At 62.0% G+C, this 7,393-nt stretch carries 9 protein-coding genes; all 9 read right to left on the bottom strand.

Annotated elements, in window-relative coordinates; all coding sequences use genetic code 11:
* Window positions 1-77 precede the first annotated feature (77 nt).
* The 9 genes from flhB to WBB95_RS15885 all read right to left on the bottom strand — a co-directional run bounded on the left by flhB (window position 78) and on the right by WBB95_RS15885 (window position 7,070).
* Window positions 78-1,214, bottom strand: a complete 1,137-nt coding sequence (gene flhB, locus WBB95_RS15925) for a flagellar biosynthesis protein FlhB (protein WP_424488460.1) — start codon at window positions 1,212-1,214, stop codon at window positions 78-80.
* A 3-nt stretch (window positions 1,215-1,217) separates the two neighbouring features.
* Entirely contained in the window at window positions 1,218-2,003 is a 786-nt protein-coding gene (gene fliR, locus WBB95_RS15920) for a flagellar biosynthetic protein FliR (RefSeq protein WP_064453451.1), read from the bottom strand.
* 4 nt (window positions 2,004-2,007) lie between these two features.
* Window positions 2,008-2,277 (bottom strand): flagellar biosynthesis protein FliQ, encoded by a 270-nt coding sequence (fliQ, locus tag WBB95_RS15915; RefSeq protein ID WP_003214552.1) that lies wholly within the window; start codon window positions 2,275-2,277, stop codon window positions 2,008-2,010.
* Window positions 2,278-2,281: 4 nt separating this feature from the next.
* Window positions 2,282-3,025 (bottom strand): flagellar type III secretion system pore protein FliP, encoded by a 744-nt coding sequence (gene fliP / locus WBB95_RS15910; protein ID WP_078738375.1) that lies wholly within the window; start codon window positions 3,023-3,025, stop codon window positions 2,282-2,284.
* Window positions 3,025-3,465 (bottom strand): flagellar biosynthetic protein FliO, encoded by a 441-nt coding sequence (fliO, locus tag WBB95_RS15905; protein WP_424488459.1) that lies wholly within the window; start codon window positions 3,463-3,465, stop codon window positions 3,025-3,027. Before fliO ends, fliP begins: the two co-directional genes overlap by 1 nt.
* 1 nt (window position 3,466) lies before the next feature.
* On the bottom strand, window positions 3,467-3,934 hold the full coding sequence (gene fliN, locus WBB95_RS15900) for a flagellar motor switch protein FliN (protein ID WP_033900765.1): 468 nt from the start codon (window positions 3,932-3,934) through the stop codon (window positions 3,467-3,469).
* A 34-nt stretch (window positions 3,935-3,968) separates the two neighbouring features.
* Window positions 3,969-4,937 carry a flagellar motor switch protein FliM gene (gene fliM, locus WBB95_RS15895; RefSeq protein WP_010166091.1) on the bottom strand — a complete coding sequence of 323 codons (969 nt, stop codon included), beginning with the start codon at window positions 4,935-4,937 and terminating at the stop codon, window positions 3,969-3,971.
* Window positions 4,938-4,946: 9 nt separating this feature from the next.
* On the bottom strand, window positions 4,947-5,447 hold the full coding sequence (gene fliL, locus WBB95_RS15890; protein ID WP_424488458.1) for a flagellar basal body-associated protein FliL: 501 nt from the start codon (window positions 5,445-5,447) through the stop codon (window positions 4,947-4,949).
* A 267-nt stretch (window positions 5,448-5,714) separates the two neighbouring features.
* Window positions 5,715-7,070, bottom strand: coding sequence for a flagellar hook-length control protein FliK (locus WBB95_RS15885; protein WP_424488457.1), 1,356 nt, complete (start codon window positions 7,068-7,070; stop codon window positions 5,715-5,717).
* Window positions 7,071-7,393: the final 323 nt, after the last annotated feature.

The raw sequence follows: 7,393 nt of genomic DNA, 5'->3' as shown, positions 1-7,393 counted from the left end.
CAAGCCCGGCGCCCACAGGGGAATGCGCTCAACGGCGGGAGCCGGGCTTGCCCGCGATGGCGTCGGCACAGAGTGACTCAGGAATCGCGGCGTAATTCCGGCGGAATCGGCAGGTCTTTGAGCGGGTCTGGCCGCTTGCCTTTGCCCGCGCGGTATTGGCGGATTTGGTAGACATAGGCCAACACCTGCGCCACGGCCAGGTACAGGCCGGCAGGGATTTCCTGGTCGAGGTCGGTGGAGTAGAAGATCGACCGCGCCAACTCCGGCGATTCCAGCAGCAAAATGTCGTTGGCCACGGCAATTTCGCGGATTTTCAGTGCGGTGAAGTCGCTGCCCTTGGCCAGCAGCATCGGCGCACCGCCCTTCTCGGGGTCGTACTTGAGGGCCACGGCGTAGTGAGTCGGGTTGGTGATGACCACGTCGGCGTCGGGCACCGACGCCATCATCTTGCGCTGCGACATCTCGCGCTGCAGCTGGCGAATGCGCTGCTTGACCTCGGGTCGCCCTTCCTGGTCCTTGTGCTCGTCGCGCACTTCCTGCTTGGTCATCAGCAGCTTCTTGTGGCTTTCCCACAGCTGGATCGGTGCATCCACCGCCGCGATGATGATCAGCCCGCACGCCATCCACAGCGAACTCCACCCCACCAACTGCACGCTGTGAATAATCGCCGACTCCAGCGGCTCATGGGCGATGCGCAGCAAGTCGTCGATGTCGGACGACAACACCGTCAGCGCCACAAACAGGATCAGGATAAATTTGGCCAGCGCCTTGAGCAGCTCAATCAGCGCCTTGCTCGAAAACATGCGCTTGAGGCCTGGCCCAGGGTTCATCCGGCTGAACTTGGGCGCCATGCTGCCGGGTGCGAACAGCCAGCCACCGAGGGCAACCGGGCCGATCAGCGCCGCCAGCAACAAGGTGATCAGCACCGGCTGCACCGCCAGAATCGCGATTTTGCCCGAGTGCAGCAGGTACTGGCCCATGGCACCGGGGCTGAGCAGCACCTCGCGCGGCAGGGAAAAGTTGAGTTTCATCAACTCCATCATGTCCAGCGCCAGCCCGCCGCCGTACACCAACAAGCCACCGGCACCGGCCAGCATCACCGCGAGGGTATTGAGCTCTTTGGAACGGGCGATCTCGCCCTTTTCCCTGGAGTCCTTTTTGCGTTTCTCCGTGGGGTCTTCTGTTTTGTCCTGGCCACTCTCGCTCTCGGCCATGGCTCAGCGCGCCCGCGCCAGGTCACGCAAGAACTGCAAGGCGTCGGTGGCCAGCGGTTGATACTGATTGAGAATGTCGGCCATGCCGATCCAGAAAATCCCCATGCCCAACACCAGCGTCAGGGGGAAACCAATCGAGAAGATGTTCAGTTGCGGCGCCGCCCGGGTCATCACGCCAAAGGCGATGTTGACCACCAGCAACGCGGTAATCGCCGGCAGTACCAGCAGCAACGACGCGCCCAACACCCAACTGAGGCGCCCCACCAGCTCCCAGAAATGGCTGACCACCAAGCCCGAGCCCACCGGCAAGGTGGTGAAGCTCTCCGTCATGACCTCGAACACCACCAAATGGCCGTTCATGGCCAGAAACAGCAAAGTCACGAGCATGGTCAGGAACTGCCCGATCACCGCTACGGACACGCCGTTGGTGGGGTCGACCATGGACGCGAAGCCCATGCCCATCTGGATCGAGATGATTTGCCCGGCGATCACAAACGCCTGGAAGAACAGCGTGAGGGAGAAACCCAGCAGCGCGCCGATGAGGATTTGCTCGGCGATCAGCAACAGTGCACTGAGGTCCAGGGCATTCACCGGCGGCATCGGCGGCAGGCCGGGCACGATCACCACGGTGATGGCAAAGGCGAAATACAGGCGAATGCGCCGCGGAACCAAGGTGGTGCCGAACACCGGCATGGTCATCAGCACCGCCGTGACGCGGAACATCGGCAAAATGAAGGACGCCACCCAAGTGCTGATCTGGGTGTCGGTCAATGCCAGCACAGATTGCATGCGGTCAGCCGATCAACTGCGGAATACTGCCGTACAGCTGCAGGATGTATTCCATAAAGGTTTGCACCAGCCACGGGCCGGCGACGATCAACGTGATCAGCATCACCAGCAGGCGCGGCAGGAAGCTCAAGGTCTGTTCGTTGATCTGCGTGGCGGCCTGGAACATCGCCACCAGCAGGCCCACCAACAGGCTCGGTACCACCAGCACGGCGACCATCATGGTGGTCAGCCACAGCGCTTCACGGAACAGGTCGACGGCGACTTCCGGGGTCATGGCGCTACACTCCGCCGAAACTGCTGGCCAGCGTGCCAATGATCAGCGCCCAGCCGTCCACCAGCACAAACAGCATGATCTTGAAAGGCAGCGAGATAATCAGCGGCGAGAGCATCATCATGCCCATGGCCATCAGCACACTCGCGACCACCAGGTCGATGATCAGGAACGGGATAAAGATCATGAAGCCGATCTGGAACGCGGTTTTCAATTCAGAGGTGACAAACGCCGGCACCAGGATGGTCAGCGGCGCCTGATCCGGCGTGGCGATGTCAGTGCGCTTGGATAAACGCATGAACAGCTCAAGGTCGCTGGAGCGGGTTTGCGACAGCATGAAGTCCTTGATCGGGCCCTGGGCCTTGTCGATCGCGTCCTGGGCGGTCATTTTCTCCGCTAGGTAAGGTTGCAGCGCTTGCTGGTTCACCTTGTCGAATACCGGCGCCATGATGAACAGCGTCAAGAACAACGCCATGCCAGTGAGGATCTGGTTCGACGGCGTCTGTTGCAGGCCCAGGGCCTGACGCAAAATCGAGAAAACAATGATGATCCGCGTAAAGCTGGTCATCAGCATGACGAACGCCGGGATAAAGCTCAGCGCCGTCATGATCAGCAGGATCTGCAGGCTGACCGAGTATTCCTGGGCGCCGGCGGCGTTGGTGCCCAGCGTAATCGCCGGGATCGACAACGGGTCGGCCGCAAACGCCAACGGCGCGGCCAGCAACAGCATGAGCGTCAACAAAACGCGCATTACTTTTTATCCTTCTGATCCTTGCCCAGCAATTCCATCAGGCGCTGGGCGAATTCTGGCGTGGCGGCGTCGGTCTTGGCCACTTCCACCGGCGTCTTGAGCACGTGCAACGGGGTAATACGGCCCGGCGTGATGCCGAGCAGAATCTGTTCCTCGCCGACTTGCACCAGCACCAGCCGATCACGCGGGCCGAGGGCGCGCGAGCCGATCATCTCGATCACTTGCCCATTGCCCGGCCCGATGCGCTGCACGCGGCGCATCAGCCAGGCCAGCACGAAAATCAGGCCAACCACCAGCAACAGGCCCAGCACCAGTTGGGTCAACTGACCGCCGATGCCGCTGCTGACCACGGGTGCTGCAGCCGCCGCTTGCGCGATCGGCTCAGCCGCCAAGGCGCTCAATGGCAGCGCCAGAAACAGTCCCGCCATCGAATACTTCATATCAGCGCAACTTCTTGATGCGTTCGCTCGGGCTGATCACGTCCGTCAGGCGGATGCCGAACTTCTCGTTGACCACCACCACCTCGCCATGGGCGATCAGCGTGCCGTTGACCAGCACGTCCAACGGCTCACCGGCCAGGCGGTCGAGTTCGATCACCGAGCCCTGGTTGAGCTGCAACAGGTTGCGGATGTTGATTTCAGTGCTGCCGACTTCCATGGAGATCGACACCGGGATGTCCAGAATCACATCCAGGTTCGGGCCGTCGAGGGTCACCGGGTCGTTGTTTTTCGGCACGCTGCCGAACTCTTCCATCGGCAGGCGGTTGCCGGCCGGCGCGGTGGCAGCATCGGCGGCCAGCAGCGCGTCGATATCGTCCTGGCCAACATCGCCGGTTTCTTCCAGGGCCGCAGCCCACTCGTCAGCCAGGGCCTGGTCTTCGGCGGAAGTGTTTTCGTGTTCGGTAGCCATTACATGTCCTCGGCGTAACAAAAATGAGTGTTGATCAGCGACGATTGATCGGTTCGATCACTTGCAACGCGAGGTTGCCTTTGTGGGAACCGAGCTTGACCTTGAAAGACGGCACGCCGTTGGCACGCATGATCAATTCTTCCGGCAACTCTACGGGAATCACGTCCCCCGGCTGCATGTGCAAAATATCGCGCAAACGCAGCTGGCGACGGGCCACAGTGGCGCTCAAAGGTACGTCGACGTCCAGCAGGTCCTCGCGCAGGGCCTTGACCCAGCGCTCGTCCTGGTCGTCGAGGTCGGACTGGAAACCGGCGTCGAGCATCTCGCGCACCGGCTCGATCATCGAGTACGGCATGGTCACGTGCAGGTCGCCGCCGCCGCCATCGAGTTCGATGTGGAACGTGGAGACCACAATGGCCTCGCTGGGGCCGACGATGTTGGCCATGGCCGGGTTCACTTCCGAGTTGATGTACTCGAAATTGACTTCCATGATCGCCTGCCAGGCTTCCTTCAAGTCGATGAAGGCTTGCTCCAGCACCATGCGCACCACGCGCAATTCAGTCGGGGTGAATTCACGGCCTTCGATCTTGGCGTGACGGCCGTCGCCGCCGAAGAAGTTGTCGACCAGCTTGAACACCAGCTTGGCGTCGAGAATGAACAGCGCGGTGCCGCGCAACGGCTTGATTTTGACCAGGTTGAGGCTGGTGGGCACGTACAGCGAGTGCACGTATTCGCCGAACTTCATCACCTGCACGCCGCCCACGGCCACGTCCGCCGAACGGCGCAGCATGTTGAACATGCTGATACGGGTGTAGCGGGCGAAACGCTCGTTGATCATTTCCAGAGTCGGCATGCGTCCGCGGACGATGCGATCCTGGCTGGTCAGGTCATAACTTTTGACGCTGCCGGGCTCGGCAGCCATTTCGGTCTGTACCAGACCATCGTCGACGCCATGCAGCAACGCATCGATTTCATCCTGGGACAGCAGGTCTTGCACGGCCATGTCGTGATCCTACTGCAATACGAAGTTAGTGAAGAGCGCCTGCTCGACCACGACTTTGCCGAGCTCTTTCTGGGACACTTCCTGCACGCTGGCAGTGACCTTCTGGCGCAGCATTTCCTGGCCCACCGGGGTAGCCAGGGTGTCGAAGCTCTGCCCGGAGAACAGCATCACCAGGTTGTTGCGGATCACCGGCATGTGCACCTTGAGGGCATCCAGGTCCGCCTGGTTGCGCGCCAGCAAGGTGATGCTCACCTGCAGGTAGCGCTGACGACCATTCTGGTTGAAGTTGGCGACAAAGGCCGGAAGCATCGGCTCGAAGATTGCCGGTTGCTTGACGTTACTGGCGGTCTCGGCGGCAGGGGCAGGTTTGCTGGCGCTGCTGTGCATGATGTACCAGGTGCCGCCCACCGAAGCGCCGATGGCCAGGAGCAGGCCCAGCACAATCAACAGGATAAGCTTGAGCTTGCCCTTGGCTGCAGGTGGTGTTGCTGCGTCTTCGCTCTTCGCCATGCCAATAATCCGTCACTATTCGGGAATTCATAGATCTACGGAAAGGCAAGAGCAAGTGTTATGCCAGAGTTGTCTGGAGGGTGTGGAAGAGGGCTGCGATATCTGCCACACAAGCGGTCAACTGTGGGAGCTGGCTTGTTGTGGTGAGGGGGCTTGCCCCCCGCTGGGTTCACTGCAAATCCATTGGGGCTGCTACGCAGCCCGGCGCGGGGCAAGCCCGCTCACCACAACAAGCCAGCTCCCACACTGACCGGATTTCAACAGGCGTCAGGCGTAGTAATCAACGGCGCTGGAGCCGATCACGGTCTGGGTCACCGGCGCTACCGCCGCCACTTCAGCCGCGTCGACTGAGTCACCGCCTTCTCCGCGCCCACCACGCCCACTCACACCGCGCGCCTGGTTCTGCTGTTGTTGCTCCTGGCCCTGCCCCTGCCAACCACGGGACTGGTCGGAGACGTTGACGTCGACCTGCCCCATGCCTTGTTGGGCAAACATCTCGCGAAGGCGACCGGACTGGGTTTCCAGGGCCTCACGCACCACCGCGTGACCACTCATGAAGGTCACTTGGGCCTGTTGGTCGGCCGTCATGTTGACCTTGATATCCAGGCGTCCCAACTCAGCTGGCTGCAACTGGATCTCCGCCGACTTGAGGTTGGCGCTGGACAAGTACATCACGCGGTTGACCACTTCTTCGGTCCAGCCACTTTGATGCATCGCCAGCGGCGCGTTGGCCACCGGCGGCAAGGCGTTCGCGGTTTTCGGCGTGACGGCCTGGGTCAGTGCGGCCAGACGGTTGGCGAAATCGTCAACGCGGGTGTCGCTGCTGGCGTCTTTCAAATCCTTGAGGCCGCCTTCGATCAAGCCGGTGAAGGCTTTGTCACCGCCCTGGTCAGTGCTGTCTTTGGTGGCCTGCTGATCGACCATGGTCGCCAGGCCGGCCGCAAAACTCTGTGCGGCAGTCGGCTGATCCTGCGTCGTGGTCGGTGCGGTTTTCTGCGGCGTCTGGCTGCTGGCCGAGACGTGGCCGCCCTGCTCCATCGCCAGGCGTACGGCCGGCATCGAATCCAGCGGGTCGGCTTCCGGGTCGAAAGCCGGTTGCTTGGTTTCATCGGTGACGGCAACCGGTGCCGCGACGACCGGCTGGGCGTTGTCGTCCGGGGTGGCCGCCACCGGCGCCGGTGTTTCCACAGGCACGGGCACGGGCACCGCCACCGGCGTGACCAAGGCAATCAGGGCCGGGTCGACGACGGGGTCTACAGGAGGTTGCTGCGCCAGGGACGGGTCGGTGGGTTTGTCGTCGTCACTGCTGGCGCTGTCGTCGGGCTTGGCTGGCGGTGTGGCAGGCAAGGGCTTGCCGCTATCGGCAACCGCTGGCGTGTTGGCGGCAGGCTTGTCGTTACCGGCCACCGGTTTGGCGTTGGTGTCGGAAGGCTTGTCACGCGTGGGCTTGGCCGGGTTGATATCGGGCTTTACCGTCGGTTTTGAACCTTGGCTGGCGAACACCTGAGCGAAACCCGGGGCCTTGTCCCGCGGGTCCGCAGCCGCTACCGGGGGGGTGGCGGCAGGCGCTTGAGGCTTGGCCGCGGGGGCAGCCTGAAGGAGCGAATTCGGGGCGACTGGCATAGGTAAAGGTCTCCACTGCATGGGGATCGGGGATGCAGTATGTGGAGGTAGAGCAAGAGTTGGGCCAGGTTGGGGGGCTGGGGGTTTTTGTGTGTTTTGCGGGGTGTATATCCGGCAGCTGGGTGATGGCGGGTATGGGTTCCGCTCTTACAGCGGGTCACTTTTGGTGGAGCGCAAAAGTAACCAAAACGCTCTTGCCCCCACCACTCGGCACCTCGCTTAGGCTCGGTGTGCCCTCACTCCGGCTTGAATCCGTGGGCCGCCGTGACGGGCCATCCATGGCCCAACACGGCTAACCCGGCGTCCTGCCGGGTTACCCACGG

This window comes from Pseudomonas sp. (assembly GCF_049645325.1).
In the GTDB taxonomy this organism is placed as follows: domain Bacteria; phylum Pseudomonadota; class Gammaproteobacteria; order Pseudomonadales; family Pseudomonadaceae; genus Aquipseudomonas.
Note: the sequence above shows the minus strand (reverse complement) of the source record. Positions and strands in the feature narration are given on the sequence as shown.